This window comes from Helicobacter sp. MIT 05-5293 (assembly GCF_000765665.2).
Classification (GTDB): domain Bacteria; phylum Campylobacterota; class Campylobacteria; order Campylobacterales; family Helicobacteraceae; genus Helicobacter_C.
This window is the reverse complement of the sequence record NZ_JROZ02000001.1, coordinates 201,897-218,730: the sequence shown is the minus strand read 5'-3', so window position 1 is coordinate 218,730 and position 16,834 is coordinate 201,897. Positions and strand designations below refer to the sequence as shown.

Below are 16,834 nucleotides of genomic sequence, written 5' to 3'. Positions count from 1 at the left end.
TTAGCAACAAAAAGTTAATATCAACAACAGCAAACTTGAAGATGATTTCCATTTATTTGTATCCATATTTGCGAATCAAGTGTGATTTTTTGTTTGCATTTATAGCACTCCAAACCAGCGACTTGAAAAGCAATGAGTTCTTTTTGCAAAAAAGACGGATTAGCTTGTAGAAGATGAAATGATTCATTCTTAAAAACAAAAACACTTAAAGTGCTATCGATTCTCTGACCTTCCCGAATCTCACTCAAAATATCACTGCAAGCAGCGCATAATTCAAGGGGATAATCGTTATAAAGTCCGACTTGACTAGCACCCTGCCAAATACTAAAGCTAAACGCATTGCGTTTGGTAATCTTAGCAAGATAGTGTCGATGTGTGAGTGTATGATGCCTTTGTTGGGCGCAAAAATCTTGCTTGATTTCAGAACAATGGCAAAAATGTAGTTTAGGCGCACCATAACTTTGAAATTGTTTATAACTCATACGCTCTTCATACAAGAATACAGGTATCAAAACACCATCACTTAAAAGCACATAAACAAAATAATGTCCAAAAACTATATCTACCAAACCCGCTGCAATACCTTCATCAATGAGCATATCAGAAATTGTTGTTGCGATATTGTCTCTTTGAGTAGTGCTAAGACTTTGAAGTGTTTTGGGGAGTAGCAATTCAGACAACCCCGCATTTGTCTTCAATCAAATCACATAAAATATGTATCACAAGAATGTGCATTTCTTGGATTCTAGGCGTGTCATTATCAGGCATAATCAGATTCACATCGCATAAAGTGTTCAATTTTCCACCATCACGACCACTCAAGCCAATCACTCGACATTGCAAATCTTTAGCCATTTGAGCAGCTTTAAGCACATTATTTGAATTACCACTTGTAGAGATTCCAAAAAACACATCATTAGGTTTAGCAAGGGATTGGACTTGACGCGAAAATACCTCATCAAAACCATAATCATTACCTATGGCTGTAAGTGCGGAAGTATCGACACTCAAAGCAATACCGGCAAGCCCTTTTCTTTCCCTCTTGTAGCGTCCCGTGAGCTCTGCAGCAAAATGCTGTGCGTCTGCAGCACTTCCACCATTACCACAAATGAGAATCTTACCTCCATTTTGAAGTGATTCAATAATCAAATCTGCACTTTGGACAATAAGCGGAGATAAATTCGACATTTTTTGTGCGACAGCAAGATGCGCACTAATTTCAGATTCTATAAAAGATTGATACATTATTCGCCCCTTTGTTGGATTTTATGAATGATTTTAGTTGTAGATTTTCCCTCTACAAAATCAATCAAAACAACCTCTTTTGCAAATTCACTTCCTACTACGACCTTATTATGATAATCTCCGCCCTTGACTAATACATCTGGCTTGATTGCCTTAATCAGCTCCAAAGGCGTATCTGATGAAAAACTCACGACATAATCCACACATTCTAACCCACATAGCATATAAGCACGATCTTCTAAAGAATTAATCGGGCGATTCTCACCCTTTAGACGCATTACTGAATCATCACTATTAATCCCGACAATCAAAACATCACCAAGACTTCGTGCTTTGGCAAGATAAGTAAGATGTCCGCGATGCAAAATATCAAAGCAACCATTTGTAAAAACCACCTTGCTTTGCTTTAATCCCTGAAGAATATGAAGAAGCATTTCTTGAGAAACAAATTTAGATTCATTACAAGAAAAATATTGCGTATGATATTGCAAAATCTCACTATGTGTAGCACTAGCACTCCCCACTTTACCTACAACGACAGCAGCAGCGACATTTGCAAATTCACAAGCTTGTAAAATATCACACCCTCCGCTAAGCGCAAATCCAAGCGCAGCAATCACCGTATCTCCCGCACCTGTTACATCAAAGACTTCCTTTGCGACCGTGGGAATCTGTCGCATCGTATGATTCTCAAACAAGCCAATCCCATCTTCACTCAATGTGATTAAGGAAATTTCAAGTTCACATTGCATTTTGATTGCCATACCCGCTTCAATCAATGTATGCTCATCAACAATATCAATCCCTGTGGCTTCTTGCGCCTCTTTTTTATTAGGTGTAAGTAGTGTCGCACCTTTGTATTTCGAATAATCCTTGCCCTTAGGATCACACAAAATAATTTTAGAACAACTTTTTGCGTGCTTAATGATGTATTGCGTGAGATCCACACTCAAAAGCCCTTTTCCATAATCTGAAATAATCACACAATCCACTTCATTGATCGCCGCTTGAAGTCGTTGCTTAATATCATCAATGATTTCAGAATCAACGGGCATCTTGCTCTCGCGATCGACACGCAAAACTTGTTGATTAGAAATAATAATACGCGTTTTTTTAGTCGTTGGACGTGCAGTATCTACAAAAAGATAAGAAATATCCACACCCATGGATTCAAGCTTATCACCAAGCCATAATCCTGCATCATCACTCCCAATCACTCCACAAACAAACACTTGTGCATTGAGTGCTGCAAGATTACTCACGACATTACAAGCACCGCCTAAACGATTACTTTCACTTTTCACATCTACGACCTGCACAGGAGCTTCTGGAGAAATACGCTCACATTGTCCCCATACATAGTGATCAATCATCAAATCACCAATCACAAGGATTTTGGGGGTTTTTGATTCAAGATTAAACATCAACTGACCTTAGTATTTTTCAGCAATGGCTTTGATTTCATCAATATATTGTTTGATCCCGTCTTCTAAGGTGAATCTCGGGATATAAGAAAGATATTCTTCGTTTAATGAAATATCCGCTTCAGTGTGATTTTGGAAAAATGAATAAGGATTATCAAAATATTCTACTTCAAATTCACCCAAATGTGCTTTCAAACAGCTAACAATGTCATTAAAACTACGCGCATTCCCACTACCAATATTATAAATACCGCTCACAGGAGCTTCGATTGCTTTGACATTAGCTTGAATCACATCTTTGATATACACAAAATCCCTTTTTTGCTCACCATGCTTAAACAATCGCACTTTTTTATTTTTGATCGCCTGCAAACCAAGCTGCAAAATCATTGAGGCAGTTTGCCCTTTGTGAAATTCATTATGCCCATAGACATTAAAATATCTTAATCCAATAATGCGTCTTTGAGGATCTTCTGCGAGAATCTTCCTCACACTTTCGTCCATACAAAGCTTTGAGAATCCATACGCATTTTCAGGCACTTCTCCAGCTCCTACGACATTTGGCGCGGGTGAATTCCCATAAGTCCCTGCTGATGAGGCATATACCATTAAAGCATTATGTTTTTGAGCAATTTTTAAAAGTTTCAAAAAGGCTATATGGTTGGTTTTCATTATAAGCTCTTGGTCAAGCACGGTCGTATCAGAAATCGCCGCTTGATGAAAGATATAATCAAACTCTCGATTCTCAAGCAAGGCTAAATCTTGAGGATTGTTAATATCACCTATGATAATCTCACCTTTGAAACCAATCAGATTCTGAAAATGCCCCAAAGATTTAAAATGACCATTGGGGAAACGCTCATCACTGCGAAACTTATCAAAGACATAAACTTTTGCCAAAGGGTGATGTTTTTGAAAATAAAAGGCAAGATTACTCCCGATAAATCCCGCTCCTCCTGTAATGAGAATCTTTTTGCCAGCAAGATCATCATAGATGTATTTCATCAATTGCTCCTTGTAACATTTTCTTTTATTATACTATTCAATTGATGTAAAGAAGTAATCTTTTGGACATTTTGAATGTTTTTTATCTCTTCTTGTTCCTTACCTAAGAAAAATTTTCCATAAATTCCCGCATTTTGTGCGCATTCCATATCGCTGACCCTATCGCCGACAAAAAACGAATGCTGCAAATCAATATCAAACTTTTGCAAAGCTTGTGTGATCATTCCGATTTTAGGCTTACGACACTGGCAATCCTCTGTGGGAAGATGCGGACAATGATAAATCGCATCAAAAGCAAATCCTAAGTGTTTTGTGAGCTCTTCTTGCATAAAGTTATGGAGAATTGCCAAATCAGATTCTGTATAATAGCCTCGTGCTATGCCTGATTGGTTGGTTAGCACAATCAACAAATACTGCTGTTGGTGCAAGGTATTAAGAATCTCAAAAACTCCATCGCAAAAAACAAAATCCTTAATTTGATACACATAGCCCGTATCGTGATTGATCACACCATCACGATCAAAAAACGCACATTGACGCATCTTGCCTCCTTTGTCAAATCTGTCATTTATGATAAATGCCACATACGGATTGCCTTATAGATTTCATATCCTCCTAAAAGCAACATTCCCACGCCGCTAAATATAAGGAAAAGAGCCCTTTTGCTTTGCAAACTTGAAGTAAAAAGCCCTAAGAGTAATAAACTTGGCAAAGTCGCTACGCCAAAAACAAACATCACAATCGCACCATTCAAAGCATTTCCCGCAACAGATGCAGTAAGCAAAAAATAATACACAATCCCACAAGGCAATAATCCATTACACAGCCCCAACACATACAAACTGCTGGGATTCTTATTCTTTAAAAGCTTACCAAAAAAAGCAAAAAAAGACGACTGCGGGGAGAAACTCACCTCAACCACACGCAAGATTCTAGGAAAAAATAAAATCCCCAAACCACATATCACGATTAAAATACCCATACCCAATAAGGCAAAATGCTTCGGCAAAACATCAAAAAACACGACTTTGCCTAATCCTCCGACAATACTACCTAGAATCACATAAGTGCTGATGCGTCCGAAATTATAAATCAAATGATAAAAGATTTTGCGCAAAAAATGCGTATGTGAGGGAAAATGTAAAGAAGAATAGGCAAGGACGATTCCGCCACACATTCCGACACAATGTCCCAAAGAAGCAAAAAAGGCAATACTAAAAACACCCATTAGCTCAATATGCTGCATTGAAAAATCCTTGCAAATGACTCAAAAAACACAAAATCTAAATAAAAAGCGAATTCACACTTTCATTATGATAAATGCGGCGAATCACTTCTGCAAAAAGTGGTGCGACACTCAAAACCCGAATCTTTGGGTGCGTTTGTTTAAGCGGGATTGAATTAGTTACGATCACTTCATCAAGCGCACTTTTGGCAATTCTCTCTAAAGCCACGCCGCTAAGCACCGGGTGTGTGCCTAAAGCCATAACGCTATTTGCACCTTTCTTTTTGAGCATATCCGCTGCTTTACACATTGTCCCTGCTGTATCAATCATATCATCGACTAAAATCACATCTTTTCCGCTCACATCACCGATGATATTCATCACTTCACTTTCGTTCGCCCTCTCTCGTTTTTTATCCACAATGACTAAATCCATACCCATTTTGTCTGCAAAATATCTCGCACGAGAAACCCCACCAATATCGGGAGAAGCAATGATTGGATTCTGAAAATGTTTGGCGCGTAAATAATCCCTAAACACAATTGAACCATAAAGATTATCAACAGGAATATCAAAAAATCCCTGAATCTGCCCCGCATGCAAATCCATTGTAATGATACGATCGACACCGCTTTGTTCAATGAGATTTGCTACAAGTTTTGCACTGATAGGCACACGAGGTGCTGCTTTACGATCTTGTCTTGCATAGCCAAAATACGGAATCACTGCATTGATACTATTACTCCCGCTCCTCTTTAAGGCATCGGTCATAATTAATAATTCCATAAGATTATCATTTGTCGGTGCACAAGTGGGCTGAATAATAAAAATATCTTTCCCACGCACAGATTCACCGATTTGGACATTGATCTCACCATCGCTAAAACGATTAATAGTCGCCTTAGAAAGAATCACATCAAGATATTTAGCAAGCTCCGTGCTAAACTCAATATGAGCTGAACCACTGAAGAGTTTGAAACCGCGCATTAAAGAAGCCTTTTTGTAGGATTGAATGGCTTGTATTGTAAAGTATATCACTTTATATTTGGCTTAGTCATACGATTCTATAAAATTAATCAGCGCATTACTCATCACAAAATCACAGAATCTAGTCTATACAAATAATCGTGCGTGATCATTTCTCTTCGACAAAAAGTTCGCCACGCAAAATTGCTTGGATTGTCTTAAAAGCAACAAACAAAATAATGCAGGTTGTGAGCAGGATTGACAAAAAACCCATAATATAATAAGGAGGATAGCTTGAGACTTCATAGGCTGTCAAAAGTGCTAAAGTAAGAGCCGCAAAAGGAAAAGTAAAAGCCCACCACGAGATAAAAAATTTGAGTTTATAAAAATTGCGTGCGAGTGCAAAAAGGATAATCGCAAAGATAATCGCGACATTTAGCATAATCTCGGCAAAATAATCAAACTCCCCATGATTAATCTTAAGATAACCTAGCATTCCCACAGCAGGCGGAGCGATAAAGATTGCAAGTGTGGGTAAAAACTTTTGGACGAGCATACCATGAAAAATAATTCGATTGACAAGAATTGCGCTTAAAATGATCCAAAAAAAGATACCTAAAGAAAAGAAAAACATTAATGTGTAATGATCAGCAAATCCTGCTCCAGCAGTTACTACGAGGAGATTCCCTACCACAGGGATAAACCACGCAGGAGTAGAATGCGCAAACTCAATGTCGCGTTTGAGCCAATAGCTAATTGCATAAAATGCGATAAATATTTGGAATCCTGCACCGAGTATGAAAAGCACCAAAGCGACTTGTGTGTATTCGTGAAAAATATTTGAAAGAAGCAAAGTGCTCATTGAGATTGTTGCAAAGAAATTAACCCGAATGGGGTGGTTGAATTCATCTAAAACAGCTTTAGGATATGCGCATATCTTGCACACATACGATACTGCAATCACGCAAAAAAGCATCACCACAAAAACAGAAAGCATCTTATAAACCAAAGGGGAAAATGACAAAATCTCAATTGCTTTTTTATAATCAAGCGTTAATCCCCCAAAACCCATTGTAATGGCAAACATCATCACCGGAAAATGTTTTAATTGGGATTGTTTAGGTGGTTTCGTCTCATTTGTATTGTTGTCATTTGCATTATTCATCATAAATACCAAACCGCTTCTAAGTCTATGCTAAAGGCTTGATTATACACATAGGCTAAAAGATTGTAAAAGATTCTCTGTAATAACGCCTACAATGCCATACGGACAGCATCATAAAGCATATCCATATTTTGCTCGGGTATAAATTCTACATTCATTTGTTTCCCCTTAGACACAATTTCAGCTGGGGGAAGCTGGGGGACGACTACTAAAAAGACGACATTGGGCTTAGCTTCAGGCATTTCTTTGTAGGTCTTAATGAATCCAAACGCACTCACATTGCCAATCTTTTCATCAATCACAATAATATCTTGTGGATTAGCCCTCAAAGATTTTAAAGCATTCAAAGGATCGCTGTCTGTCGTGATTGACAAACTAGAATCTATCTTTTCAATCACTTGTTTATATTTCGAGACATTAACCGCTGTAGCACGCACGATAAGGAGATTCTTACGATTAATATTTTCTAAATATTTTAATAAATCAAAGAGTTCTTTGGAGCGATTTGAAAGCTTACTCTTATCTAAACCACGCAAAAAGTAGCGCAAGAAAGTCTTAGAGCTAAAGCTCCCTTCGATTCTGGAATTACGAAAGAAGTTTTTGACATTTTGGCTGTATTTAGCGCGACTCCATAAAGTCGAATCAAAATCATAAGCCTTTGTGTCTAAAAGCGTAATGAATCGCTTTTTAATCTCATCAGTCATTGGTGTATATACAGAGCTAAACGCTTCAAAATGCTCTTCTTTGAAACGTTTTAAACGCGCATTTTCATTGACTAAGGCATCTTTTTGATTACCAATAAAATTCAGCAAATCCACATAACGCTTGCGCATACCCTTAAGCTCTTTTTCTGCTTCAAGATATTCCCTGCTCCCTTTATCTTCGCGTCTAGCAAATTGCTTTTCGGCATCTTGAAGGCTAGCACTCAAAACATTTGTTTGTGCTTGAGCATTAGCGAGAGAGCTTTGAATCTCCTCAATATGACGAGCCGTTTTATTAAATTCAACTTGACGCACCAAAAAAATCGTCTCAAACGCATACATAACGGTGTATTGCGTCTTTTTATGATAAGCCTCAAACTCTTTGGAAAGATAAGCAATTTCATATTTTAATTTTTTTAGCACTTCATTTTCAATATTAGAATCCATTGCACACAAATCATTATAAGCCGTCAGCAAGAATCGCCGCATTCGCAAAAAGTCAAGTGTCAAATGCCCCGATACATAGTCTTTATACTTACTTAAAATTTCATTTTCTCGAGCAAAAAACTCCTCGATACACACGCGCGAAGGTTTGGTTACAGGAATCTGATCGGGATCGACAGGCTTTGGCTTAAGATGTGCCTTAACAACCACCTTGCTTTCAACGAGAAACTCGACCTCCTCACCCTTTTTAAGATCACTGACCTCATCTCCCCATATATCAAAAGAAAACTCAAAAACGCGTTTATTCAAATCTTGTTCGACTTGAGCAGTCTGCGTTTGAGCATTAACATTAATAATCTTCCCATATAACATTGTATTTTCCTAAAAACCAAAATTATCATTTTATTTATATATAAGCACACATTATACCACTTACCGACACAAATAATACTAGTTTTGTGTGTGCAACCATTGAGAATCTACCTTAATACTTGCTGTTTTTGCCCATTCATAAATCGCCTTTAATTCTTCTGTATTGTCCATTTGCTTAGGACTTTGATGCGTAAAAAGCGGAGGTAAAACCTGCATTTGTGAGCGCGTCTGAATCCGTGCTTTAAGCAAGACAAGCGTAGCATCTCTATCGGGCAAAGGATACACGAAACGCACACTTTCTATACGCAATCCTTTTTGCTGACATTCATAAAAAAGCTCTCCACTATTACGCGCATCATAACACATACACAGCACGCCATTAGGCTGTATGAGACGTTTAATGTGGGAAAGCATCGCATCAAGCGGTAAAAATGAGCGATTTTTCGCCATATTTTTACGTGGATTGTCTTTTTGCCGCACACCGCGCGTATAGAAAGGGGGGTTAGAAATAATGAGATCAAACTTAGAAACATCACGAAAAGCAAGAAAATCCTCGCAATAAACTTGTCCTTGAAATCTGAAAGCATTTTTATTGGCGAGAAAACACATTAGAGGATCTTTTTCAACCAAATGCAAATCGACACTGCCTTGTAGATTCTCCACAATCTCGCGTGCGCACAAGATTCCCAAAATCCCACTTCCCGCGCCCACATCTAAAATACGCATTGACTTTTTAAGGAATGGCTTTGCAAAATGCGCGAGAATCAGGCTATCGGTGTTGTAGCAATACCCATCGGAGAGTTGATAGATTCTTAAAGCTTTGCAAGCCATAGAGCCAAATCCTCTCCTAACATCATCGTGTGTAGAATCTTAAATCGCGTTTGAAGTGTGTGAGATAGGGTATAAGCTAGTGAATCAAGCTTAGGTGCGAGATGCAATAAAATCATATCCACATCAGACAAGACCAAAGGCAAAAGATTCCAACCGCCCTCGATGATATGAAATCCTTTTTGGAGTGATGACAAAGATGCGGGGATTTCGACACAACGATGCAAATCTTGTCTGTGTGTAAAAAGATGACTTTGCGGAGGCAGAGCAAAAGAAGTTTTTGTGAAAATTCCTACTTTTGGGTAAGTTTTCGCATCATAGGGTGGCGGTGCAAAGCGTGAATCTAGCCGCGGATTATCTTCCCTTAGCGTTTGTCCAGAGATAAAAATCGCATCGCACACACTGCGTTGAGCGTGTGTAAATTGCTGTGAAAGATTGCTTGAAATCTGTCCGTGCAAGTAATTACCATCAAGCCTTTGTGCGAGCTTAAAGAGATTAAAATGCCCTTTTTCTTGGAGGCACAAAAAGGGATAAAGCACATTACGCGCTTCTTGAGATTCTAAGATTTCAGCTTGGATACCTGCTTGGAGTAAAGTTTGTAATCCCCCATTAGCATCAGGGTGATAATCCTTGATGCCTATACAGACTTTTTGGAATCTAAGCTTGGCAAGCAGTGCCGCACAAGGGGGTGTTTTGCCAAAATGATTACACGGCTCAAGGCTCACATAAAGCACGCATGAAGTAAAAAGATTCTGATGATGCTTAGAGAGATACGCATGCAGGGCTTCGCTTGAATGAATGGATAGAATCTCATCATCACCACTCAAATGATGATAAGCTTGTTTGATTGCCAACACTTCCGCATGAGCATCACCAGCAAGCTGATGCGTGCCTCTCCCGATGATATTACCTTTTGCATCAACGACTAATGCTCCCACACTCGGATTAGGCAAAGCTAATGTCTGTGCCTGCCAAGCGAGATTCACACATTCTTTGAGCAATAAGCTATCGCACGAAAAGTTAGAACTCAAAGCAAACCTTTGCTGTTTTGATGTCGCTTAAAGGGATTTCTTGCGTCTCATCTTCTGTCTTAATACTGATTTTCTGATCATCAACAGATTCTAAGATTCCCTCTACAATGCTTTTATCCACGCGTTTTATACGCACATTTTCGCCTAAGGAAAACTGATAATGTTGAGGTTTTTTTAAGCTCCGCTCCAAACCCGGCGAGCTGACTTCGAGATTATAACGATCAAGATTCACTTCTTCAACATCAAGTAACGGAGAAATAAGCTCACTAAGATTCTGACAATCTTGCACACCAACTGATGTCGATGAGCTTGGGCTTTGATATATAAAAGGAGCTTTTTTGGTAATACTCACGCGAAAAATATCACGAGAATCTTCTTTGATAAAATCCATATCATAAATATAAAGCCCTAAGGTCTTGGCGAGTGCCTCAATTTTTTGTCTCGTATTTTCACTAAGCATAATAATCCTTTGCGTATTTTTAGTGTTTTTTCTCTTGAGCAAGTTTATCAAAGATAGAATCTAATGTGTTGGCTTGATGCAAAGAATCATCAAACTTAAAATGAAGATTCGGGCATCGAAACCACTCTGTCGCACTAAGCACATATTCTCTTAGAACACCTTGTGCTTTTGAAAGCTTGTGCAACAATGCAGGACGCTCATTTTGCGCAATGTCTGTGCCTTCGATAAAAACTTCTGCACTTTGCTTGCCCCTTGAGCATTCTACGCTCGTAACATTCAAAGCATTCAAACAAGGGTCGCTAAGCTGGGCAAATGCCTCATTTAGGACTTCTTGGAGTAAAGATTCTAATCGTTGGCGTTTGATTTGTTGATTATTCATAAAGGCACCTCCATTTGACGCTTATGATAAAACATCTGGCGATAATGATTAAATTCGCCTTTTAGAATCGCTTCTCGCGCTCCTCGCACAAGATTCAAATAATAGCGTAGATTATGAATAGTCGCAAGACGATGATAGGTAATCTCATGGCTACGAAACAAATGGCACAAATACGCACGGGAGTAATGTCTGCAAGTATAACAATCACATTCTTCATCAATAGGCGCATCATCATTCATAAACCTTGCACCTTTGATATTGAGCTTACCAAAAGAAGTGAATAAAGTCGCATTGCGCGCATTGCGTGAGGGCATCACACAATCAAACATATCCACGCCTAATGCGATAGATTCTATAATATTCTCTGGTGTGCCTACACCCATAAGGTAGCGGGGTTTGTGGGTAGGCATAAACGCGGTTGTGTGTGCAATCGTCTCATACATTTCTTGATCAGATTCTCCCACTGCAAGCCCTCCAATTGCATAACCATCAAATCCTTCAAGTGCCACCAACTCTTGAGCGGATATTTCTCTAAAATGCGGATTTGTCCCACCTTGTATAATCGCAAAAAGATGATTGTCCAAAGCCTTTCCTTGCATCTTTTGCTGCTGATGATAGAGGAGAGATCTTTTTGCCCACTCTGTCGTGCGGTGAATAGAATCTGCAATTCTCCCCTCATCTGCTGGCAATCCCACCAAATCATCTAAAACCATCATAATATCGCTATTAAGTGCGTATTGTATATCCAAAACCAACTCGGGCGTGAAAAAATGCTTTGACCCATCAATATGAGACTTAAAAGCCACGCCATCGGGCGATAAAGTCGTATTTTGCTGGAGGCTAAAGGCTTGAAAACCGCCGCTATCAGTCAAATAGCTACCCTTGTAATGCGCAAATTGATGCAATCCTCCGAGCATTTTCATTCGTTCAATCCCCATACGCAAATACATATGATAGGTATTTGCAAGAATGATTTTTGCTCCTAGATGCTCCCAAACATCATTACTATCAAGCGATTTAATACAGCCTTGTGTGCCTACAGGCATAAAAATAGGTGTCTCAATTGTATTTTGCTTGAGTGCAAAACTCAAGGCTCTTGCCTTGCCATCTTGTGCATCAATATGCACATCTAATATTTTCATTTAGGGCTTTTTCCGAGCTCTAAGGCGCGTTGCACTGCTTGGTGAGCCGCTTTCATCATAGCCCCTTTTACTCCTTCTTGCTCCAAAATGGCTAAACCCGCAATCGTTGTCCCACCCGGACTTGAAATAGCATATTTCAACGCATTTGGATCTTTGTCTTGCAATATGTCAGCAAAACCCTCAAAAGTTTGCTTGACTAAAGCCACGCTTTGGGGATATGTAAGCCCCTCATAAATGCCTGCATCAATAAGAGATTCTGCAATCAACGCCAAAAAAGCAATTGAACTTCCACTAGTAGCAATACTCGCATTGATAAGCGATTCATTATCGACAATCACAGCCTTGCCAAAAGAATCTACTAAAGCCTTGATAGATTCTAAATCCACAGAATTTTTAGAATCTCGTGGCTCAATATATACTGCAGTGGCTGATTTTTTCACATAAGCGGCGATGTTTGGCATTAACCGGATATAAGTTGATGCTTGGATTCTTAAAGACATTTCTGTAATACTGATACCTGCTAGCACACTATAAACACAATTTGCCCGCCCTACAAATACAAAACTCTCTAATCCTTTGGGTTTCACACAAAGCAAGACATCACTATTTTCGATAGGTATCTCTCTATTATGAATCTCTAAAACTTTTGCTTTCTGCTCTAAACCACATTCTTGGATAAAAGCATCAATCTTTTCACTATGTCTTCCGCTGATAAATACTTCATAATGCGTGAAAATATAAGTATTTTGTGTGAGAATGGCTTTTGCCATATTTCCATAACCCACCACTATAAGTGTGCGTTTTGTCGGCATTAAAAACCCTTTAATCTTGATGTTTTCTTACAGATGAGGCTTGCTCGCCTTTTTCTGCCTCGTCCTTGTTGTAGAATCTGCCAATAGGATCATTGAGACTATAAAATGGGTATTGTGTGCTATCAAGCACTACTTGCCCCATTGTAGCATTATCAAAATTAAATACCAAAGGTGCAAGAAAATTAATTGTAGAATTTTCGATAGGTTGTTGAATCACCATAATATTGGCAATCAAAAGATTCTTTGATGTTTCCAAATCAAGAAGTATTTTAATACTTGCTGGGACTTCAAATTCATATTCTCGAAGCAAAAAAGGATTCACCAAAGTAAAATGTGGCACTGATCCATCGACATTACAAAGCTTCATAAATAAGTCATCTAACTTCTCTAGTTTCATTTTTGTTACGCTCTCAAAACCTAAAATGGGAGACTTAACTTCAAAAATCATTTATTACTCCATTTGACCTTAACAAACTCTTAAAATATCATTATAACACAAATCTATGCTTTTATGATAAATAGTGAATAGTATTTTAGGTATAATACATTTTTACATCTCATCATTCTTTAAAGGTTTTTAATGTTTTTAAAGATAATCCGTTATATTTTATACATAGGAATGTTTTGTTTATTTTTAGGGTGCGCGTCAAAAGAAATCGAATACAACAAACCTGCCACTTATTGGTATGAATCGATCATCAAAGAAATCAATTTCGGTAATTTAGAAGGTGCAGATGGGTATTTTGCATCTTTACAAAGTGAGCATATCAACTCACCTCTATTGCCCGAAGCGATGCTTATTCTCGGTGAAGCACATATGGAAAAAGATGAATATCTCCTTGCGACATTTTATTTTGATGAATATCTCAAGCGTTACTCTTCTCTTGCCGACCAAGATTATGTGCGGTATTTAAAGATTCTCGCAAACTACTTTGGATTCAAAAACTACAGCAAAGATCAAGAATTTATGACCCAAAGTATTACTGATGCTCAAGAATTTTTACAAAACTACCCTCATAGTCGCTATGCCCCTTATGTCGAGTATGTTTATTTAAAATTTAAATTAGGACAAATGGAGCTTAATCAATCCATTGCAAGGGTCTATGAAAAACAAAATAAAACCCAAGCGCAAGAAATATATATCAGCAGAAATGATGAAGAACTTTATAAGGATCTTGATCCGAAACCCTCGCATATCCCATGGTATGTTAAAATTCTCAATTGGTAGGAGTATGAATGAATAATACTTACGAATTCCCGATGACGATTCCCATCATTGTCGAAGATGAATTAATTTATCCTTTTATGATTAGACCTATCTACACAAGTGATAAAGCTAATATTAAAGCAGCAGATAAAGCAAAAGATCAAAATAATCTCGTTTTTATCAGCGCAGCTAAAACACATACCGATAAACACCTTTCAGAATCTTTCTATGATGTCGGCGTTATTGCTTGGATTATGCGCAGAGTTTCCTTGCCCGATGGGCGTGTGAAACTACTTTTTAAAAGCTTATATCGAGGCAAGATTCTCTCTATCGAAGGTAATGACCCCTTGCAAGCAAAAGTCGATCAAATCCGCTATGAAGACTATGACCCACAAGAAATCAACGCGATTTTGCAAGTGTTGCGAGAAAAAGTCAAAGTGCTTGCGCATCTCAATCCTTATCTCCCCACAGAGTTACCTCAAAGCATTGAAGAGACAGAAGACCCCAATCGTATTGTCGATTTAGTCGCTGCTGCTATGCGCTTAAAAAAAGATCAAGCTTACACACTTTTTGCAAAGAATAATGTCCAAGAAAGAGTGCTTTTAGCAATCGAATATGTGATTGAAGAGATTCAATCACAAAAACTCCAAAAAGAAATCAAAAGCAAAGTCCAAGACAAAATGGAACAAGTCAATAAGGAATATTTCCTTAAAGAGCAACTCAAACAGATTCAAAAAGAGCTTGGCACGGATAATCAACGCGATGAAGAAATCAATCAATATATACAAAAACTAAACGCCCTCAAGCCTCATATGGGCGAAGATGCCTATAAAGAAGTGCAAAAACAAATTAATCGCCTCTCGCGTATGCACCAAGACAGTGCCGATGCAAATATTTTGCAAAATTATGTCGAATGGGTGCTTGAAATCCCTTTTGGGCAACACGCACACAAAAAATTATCCATTGATAATGTCGCAAGGCAACTTGATAGTGATCATTATTCACTTCAGAAGCCAAAAGAGCGTATCGTAGAATATTTTGCTGTCAAAGAACTCCTCAATCAGCGTCAAAAAACTAATCCCTCTAAAACAAAGGATATTAAAAACGAAAAAGGCACGATTTTGTGTTTTTATGGTCCTCCGGGCGTGGGTAAAACAAGTCTTGCAAATTCTATTGCTAAAGCAATCAAACGACAACTTGTGCGTGTCGCTTTAGGAGGCTTAGAAGATGTCAATGAATTACGCGGACACAGACGCACTTATATCGGCGCAATGCCCGGACGCATCACTCAAGGACTAATCGAAGCAAAGGAGATGAATCCCGTAGTCGTGCTTGATGAAATTGACAAAGTCGGTAAAAGTTTTCGAGGCGATCCTACAAGTGTGCTACTTGAGATTCTTGACCCCGAGCAAAATCACGCATTCCGAGATTATTATGTCAATTTCAATTTAGACCTCTCACAAATCATCTTTATCGCGACTGCAAATGATATTACCACTATTCCTATGCCTTTGCGTGATCGTATGGAGTTTATTGAAGTATCATCATACACCCCTCAAGAAAAATTTGAAATCGCAAAAAAATATTTGATTCCTCAAGAGCTTAAAAAACACGCTCTACAATCCGAAGAAGTCAGAATCTCCCCTCAAGCCCTTAAAGAAATCATAGAAAAATACACGCGTGAAGCAGGTGTGCGCTCCTTAAGACACAAAATCGCACAAATTATGCGAAAAAGCGCAAAAATCATTCTTCAAGGCGCACAAAAAAATATTCGTATTACACCTAAGAATCTCTCTTCATTCCTTGATAAAATCGTTTTTGAAATCTCACCCGCAGATAAGCAAAATGTCATAGGCTTAGTTAATGGCTTGGCTTGGACAAGTGTAGGTGGAGATGTGTTGAAAATCGAAGCCATTAAAATACGAGGAAAGGGGACACTCACACTCACAGGGAGTTTGGGTGATGTAATGAAAGAATCTGCACATATCGCACATTCTGTCGTCAAAGTGCTGTTTGATCAAAAATTTCTTCAAAATCCCAAAACAATCAAAAACACACAAATTTATCAAGCTTATGATATTCATCTCCATGTCCCCGAAGGAGCGACACCTAAAGATGGTCCAAGTGCTGGTATTGCTATGGCTTGTGTGATTGCCTCGATTCTCACAGAGCGCAAAATCAATGCAAGTGTCGCGATGACGGGCGAGCTAACATTACGGGGCAATGTATTACCAATTGGTGGATTAAAAGAAAAACTCATTGCCGCGCATAAAGCAGGGATAAAAACTGCTCTTATCCCTCAAAAAAATCAAGAGCGAGACCTTAAGGACATTCCTCAAGAAGTGCTTAATGAACTTCAAATCATCGGTGTCAATACAATCAACGAAGTGCTTGAGCATGTTTTATTGAAAGCCTAGAATCTCTTAG

The 16,834-nt window shown here is 38.5% G+C and carries 18 protein-coding genes; 2 read left to right on the top strand and 16 right to left on the bottom strand.

Annotated features, from left to right (window positions below; translation table 11 throughout):
- Positions 1–20: 20 nt before the first annotated feature.
- The 16 genes from LS68_RS01110 to fliW all read right to left on the bottom strand — a co-directional run bounded on the left by LS68_RS01110 (position 21) and on the right by fliW (position 13,648).
- Positions 21–698 carry a hypothetical protein gene (locus LS68_RS01110; RefSeq protein ID WP_241993637.1) on the bottom strand — a complete coding sequence of 226 codons (678 nt, stop codon included), beginning with the start codon at positions 696–698 and terminating at the stop codon, positions 21–23.
- Positions 673–1,245: a D-sedoheptulose 7-phosphate isomerase gene (gmhA, locus tag LS68_RS01105; RefSeq protein WP_034370602.1), complete on the bottom strand. Its 573-nt coding sequence runs from the start codon at positions 1,243–1,245 to the stop codon at positions 673–675. Before gmhA ends, LS68_RS01110 begins: the two co-directional genes overlap by 26 nt.
- Positions 1,245–2,669, bottom strand: a complete 1,425-nt coding sequence (rfaE1, locus tag LS68_RS01100) for a D-glycero-beta-D-manno-heptose-7-phosphate kinase (RefSeq protein ID WP_034370599.1) — start codon at positions 2,667–2,669, stop codon at positions 1,245–1,247. The genes gmhA and rfaE1 overlap by 1 nt, the downstream gene beginning before the upstream one ends.
- A 9-nt stretch (positions 2,670–2,678) precedes the next feature.
- Entirely contained in the window at positions 2,679–3,674 is a 996-nt protein-coding gene (rfaD, locus tag LS68_RS01095; RefSeq protein ID WP_034370596.1) for an ADP-glyceromanno-heptose 6-epimerase, read from the bottom strand.
- Positions 3,674–4,258 carry an HAD family hydrolase gene (locus tag LS68_RS01090; protein ID WP_241993636.1) on the bottom strand — a complete coding sequence of 195 codons (585 nt, stop codon included), beginning with the start codon at positions 4,256–4,258 and terminating at the stop codon, positions 3,674–3,676. Before LS68_RS01090 ends, rfaD begins: the two co-directional genes overlap by 1 nt.
- Positions 4,243–4,920, bottom strand: coding sequence for a sulfite exporter TauE/SafE family protein (locus LS68_RS01085; RefSeq protein WP_034370590.1), 678 nt, complete (start codon positions 4,918–4,920; stop codon positions 4,243–4,245). The genes LS68_RS01090 and LS68_RS01085 overlap by 16 nt, the downstream gene beginning before the upstream one ends.
- Before the next feature lie 37 nt (positions 4,921–4,957).
- Entirely contained in the window at positions 4,958–5,887 is a 930-nt protein-coding gene (locus LS68_RS01080; RefSeq protein WP_034370587.1) for a ribose-phosphate pyrophosphokinase, read from the bottom strand.
- 148 nt (positions 5,888–6,035) lie between these two features.
- Positions 6,036–7,034 (bottom strand): SLAC1 anion channel family protein, encoded by a 999-nt coding sequence (locus tag LS68_RS01075; RefSeq protein ID WP_081950904.1) that lies wholly within the window; start codon positions 7,032–7,034, stop codon positions 6,036–6,038.
- Positions 7,035–7,120: 86 nt separating this feature from the next.
- Positions 7,121–8,548, bottom strand: a complete 1,428-nt coding sequence (locus LS68_RS01070) for a hypothetical protein (protein WP_034370581.1) — start codon at positions 8,546–8,548, stop codon at positions 7,121–7,123.
- Between the two features lie 78 nt (positions 8,549–8,626).
- Positions 8,627–9,379: a methyltransferase gene (locus tag LS68_RS01065; protein WP_138090753.1), complete on the bottom strand. Its 753-nt coding sequence runs from the start codon at positions 9,377–9,379 to the stop codon at positions 8,627–8,629.
- Positions 9,361–10,407: a bifunctional diaminohydroxyphosphoribosylaminopyrimidine deaminase/5-amino-6-(5-phosphoribosylamino)uracil reductase RibD gene (gene ribD / locus LS68_RS01060; RefSeq protein WP_034370577.1), complete on the bottom strand. Its 1,047-nt coding sequence runs from the start codon at positions 10,405–10,407 to the stop codon at positions 9,361–9,363. The genes LS68_RS01065 and ribD overlap by 19 nt, the downstream gene beginning before the upstream one ends.
- Positions 10,397–10,867 carry a ribosome maturation factor RimP gene (gene rimP / locus LS68_RS01055; protein ID WP_034370574.1) on the bottom strand — a complete coding sequence of 157 codons (471 nt, stop codon included), beginning with the start codon at positions 10,865–10,867 and terminating at the stop codon, positions 10,397–10,399. The genes ribD and rimP overlap by 11 nt, the downstream gene beginning before the upstream one ends.
- Before the next feature lie 19 nt (positions 10,868–10,886).
- The gene (gene rbfA / locus LS68_RS01050; RefSeq protein ID WP_034370571.1) at positions 10,887–11,246 is read right to left on the bottom strand and encodes a 30S ribosome-binding factor RbfA; all 360 of its coding nucleotides are present in this window, start codon (positions 11,244–11,246) and stop codon (positions 10,887–10,889) included.
- Positions 11,243–12,388 carry a tRNA guanosine(34) transglycosylase Tgt gene (tgt, locus tag LS68_RS01045; RefSeq protein ID WP_138090750.1) on the bottom strand — a complete coding sequence of 382 codons (1,146 nt, stop codon included), beginning with the start codon at positions 12,386–12,388 and terminating at the stop codon, positions 11,243–11,245. The genes rbfA and tgt overlap by 4 nt, the downstream gene beginning before the upstream one ends.
- On the bottom strand, positions 12,385–13,200 hold the full coding sequence (gene proC, locus LS68_RS01040) for a pyrroline-5-carboxylate reductase (protein ID WP_034370062.1): 816 nt from the start codon (positions 13,198–13,200) through the stop codon (positions 12,385–12,387). Before proC ends, tgt begins: the two co-directional genes overlap by 4 nt.
- A gap of 10 nt (positions 13,201–13,210) precedes the next feature.
- Positions 13,211–13,648, bottom strand: a complete 438-nt coding sequence (gene fliW, locus LS68_RS01035; RefSeq protein WP_034370060.1) for a flagellar assembly protein FliW — start codon at positions 13,646–13,648, stop codon at positions 13,211–13,213.
- A 132-nt stretch (positions 13,649–13,780) separates the two neighbouring features.
- Between fliW and bamD the strand changes: the two genes are divergently transcribed.
- Positions 13,781–14,428 carry an outer membrane protein assembly factor BamD gene (gene bamD / locus LS68_RS01030; RefSeq protein WP_034370058.1) on the top strand — a complete coding sequence of 216 codons (648 nt, stop codon included), beginning with the start codon at positions 13,781–13,783 and terminating at the stop codon, positions 14,426–14,428.
- Between the two features lie 8 nt (positions 14,429–14,436).
- Positions 14,437–16,824, top strand: a complete 2,388-nt coding sequence (gene lon, locus LS68_RS01025; RefSeq protein WP_034370056.1) for an endopeptidase La — start codon at positions 14,437–14,439, stop codon at positions 16,822–16,824.
- The last annotated feature ends 10 nt before the right edge of the window (positions 16,825–16,834 follow it).

Coding starts and splice junctions, on each gene's coding strand:
- lon (WP_034370056.1), top strand. CDS start 14,437: ATGAATAATACTTACGAATTCCCGATGACGATTCCCATCATTGTCGAA.
- rimP (WP_034370574.1), bottom strand. CDS start 10,867: ATGCTTAGTGAAAATACGAGACAAAAAATTGAGGCACTCGCCAAGACC.
- LS68_RS01085 (WP_034370590.1), bottom strand. CDS start 4,920: ATGCAGCATATTGAGCTAATGGGTGTTTTTAGTATTGCCTTTTTTGCT.
- proC (WP_034370062.1), bottom strand. CDS start 13,200: ATGCCGACAAAACGCACACTTATAGTGGTGGGTTATGGAAATATGGCA.
- rfaE1 (WP_034370599.1), bottom strand. CDS start 2,669: ATGTTTAATCTTGAATCAAAAACCCCCAAAATCCTTGTGATTGGTGAT.
- rfaD (WP_034370596.1), bottom strand. CDS start 3,674: ATGAAATACATCTATGATGATCTTGCTGGCAAAAAGATTCTCATTACA.
- LS68_RS01065 (WP_138090753.1), bottom strand. CDS start 9,379: ATGGCTTGCAAAGCTTTAAGAATCTATCAACTCTCCGATGGGTATTGC.
- gmhA (WP_034370602.1), bottom strand. CDS start 1,245: ATGTATCAATCTTTTATAGAATCTGAAATTAGTGCGCATCTTGCTGTC.
- LS68_RS01075 (WP_081950904.1), bottom strand. CDS start 7,034: ATGATGAATAATGCAAATGACAACAATACAAATGAGACGAAACCACCT.
- fliW (WP_034370060.1), bottom strand. CDS start 13,648: ATGATTTTTGAAGTTAAGTCTCCCATTTTAGGTTTTGAGAGCGTAACA.
- LS68_RS01080 (WP_034370587.1), bottom strand. CDS start 5,887: ATGCGCGGTTTCAAACTCTTCAGTGGTTCAGCTCATATTGAGTTTAGC.
- bamD (WP_034370058.1), top strand. CDS start 13,781: ATGTTTTTAAAGATAATCCGTTATATTTTATACATAGGAATGTTTTGT.
- LS68_RS01070 (WP_034370581.1), bottom strand. CDS start 8,548: ATGTTATATGGGAAGATTATTAATGTTAATGCTCAAACGCAGACTGCT.
- rbfA (WP_034370571.1), bottom strand. CDS start 11,246: ATGAATAATCAACAAATCAAACGCCAACGATTAGAATCTTTACTCCAA.
- tgt (WP_138090750.1), bottom strand. CDS start 12,388: ATGAAAATATTAGATGTGCATATTGATGCACAAGATGGCAAGGCAAGA.